Here is a 1,814-nt window from a genome sequence, read left to right as displayed (position 1 = left end):
AACAACTAATCTTTTTATCAACTTCAGGGGGTCAGTTTGAAATGGCCGCAGGGGGTCACATTGGTCTGGCGAATGGGGGTCACATTAAGCCGGTAGCAGGGGGTCAATTTGAGTGGATTTTCCACCAATAAGCAGCGTTAACACTACCATTAACACTTTAGTATAAAAACAGCTAATTTTATAAAAAAGTTACCTGCATAGTTTATTTATAATCAAGGTATTTAATAAGAACTTAGGCTGAAAAGCTCGATTCATAACCCGAAGGTCGGCAGTTCAAGTCTGCTCTCCGGTACAAAACAAAAAGTCCTCCATTGGAGGACTTTTTTTATCAGTCAAAGTATTCTCAGTTTGTTCTTCCCGGATAAACCTTCAACGCCTCTTCCAAACAATTCATTGCACGGTCCAAGGCTCCTGTATTCAGCACGTACGCAAGACGTACTTCCTGTTTGCCTAAGCCGGGTGTGCCATAAAAGCCGGTTGCAGGTGCCAGCATTAATGTTTCTCCCTGGTAAGAAAATGATTCCAGCAACCATTGGCAGAAAAGATCAGAATCATCGATGGGAAGTTTGGCCATTGCATAAAAAGCACCACCCGGGTTAGGGCACACAACACCGTCCATAGCATTGAGACGTTTTACCAACAGATCCCTACGGCTTAAGTACTCTGTTTTTGGTGCTTCAAAGTAAGTGTCGGGCAAATCAATCGCTGCTTCTCCCATAATCTGGGCAAGCCCGGGCGGACTTAACCTTGCCTGCGCAAATTTCATGGCAGCATCATACACCGCTTTATTCTTTGTTACCAATGCCCCGATTCTTGCACCACAGGCGCTGTATCGTTTGCTGATGGTATCCATCAGTACAACATGCTCATCCATCCCATCAATATGCATTGCACTTACATATTCACCATCATAACAAAATTCACGGTATGCCTCATCGCTGAAAAGGTAAAGATCATATTTCAGGCATATGTCCTTCAGCTTATACATTTCTTCTTTACTATATAAGTAACCTGTTGGATTGTTGGGGCTACAGATGATAATGGCTTTTGTTTTGTTGCTGATCACTTTTTCAAACTCTTCAATCGGGGGCAGCGCAAACCCGTTTTCAATATGCGATGTAATAGGTTTTACAGTTACACCTGCGGCACAGGCAAAACCATTATAGTTGGCATAAAACGGTTCTGGTACAATTACCTCGTCGCCAGGGTTTAAACAGGTAAAAAAACCAAACATGATGGCTTCGCTGCCACCTGTTGTGATCATGATCTGGTCATAGGCAACACCAATTCCTACTTTTTTATAATACTGCACCAGTTTACGGCGATAACTTTCATTACCTGCACTGTGACTGTATTCCAAAACCCGTATATCGGCATGTTTTACCGCATCAACAATGGCGGGAGGTGTTTCAATATCCGGCTGACCGATATTGAGATGATAAACTTTAATGCCTTTTTTCTTAGCTGATTCTGCGAACGGAACTAATTTACGAATAGGGGAGGCCGGCATTTCCTCACCACGTTTACTTATGGATAACATAGGAAGCAAAGATAAGGGAGGGGCTTACATTTATTAGTATCAGCATAAAAGATGCACTTGTTTACTCCCTCATGAAAAAAGTACAAAACTTTTTTTTTGATAGAATGCAGTGTTTGCAAGGCTTTCAAGAGAATTAGGTAAACAATCTTCAAAATACTTTAAAAAAGGTTTGGATTGTAATGTGCGAAGCTGTTACCTTTGCAACCCGCAAGCGAAAAGCGGCAGTTCTTTAGGTGTATGAAGTGAGTGTTTTTCAATGAGTTAGTTAGGAAAG

Annotated in this window: 1 protein-coding gene; it reads right to left on the bottom strand. The window is 41.8% G+C overall.

Annotation, left to right across the window (positions count from 1 at the left end; genetic code table 11):
- Positions 1 to 343: 343 nt before the first annotated feature.
- Positions 344 to 1,540, bottom strand: a complete 1,197-nt coding sequence (locus ESA94_RS21300; protein WP_129132985.1) for a pyridoxal phosphate-dependent aminotransferase — start codon at positions 1,538 to 1,540, stop codon at positions 344 to 346.
- Between the last annotated feature and the right edge of the window lie 274 nt (positions 1,541 to 1,814).

It is taken from the genome of Lacibacter luteus (genome assembly GCF_004118265.1).
In the GTDB taxonomy this organism is placed as follows: Bacteria; Bacteroidota; Bacteroidia; order Chitinophagales; family Chitinophagaceae; genus Lacibacter; species Lacibacter luteus.
The sequence above is the reverse complement of the archived record's forward strand: the minus strand, read 5'-3'. Positions and strand labels throughout refer to the sequence as shown.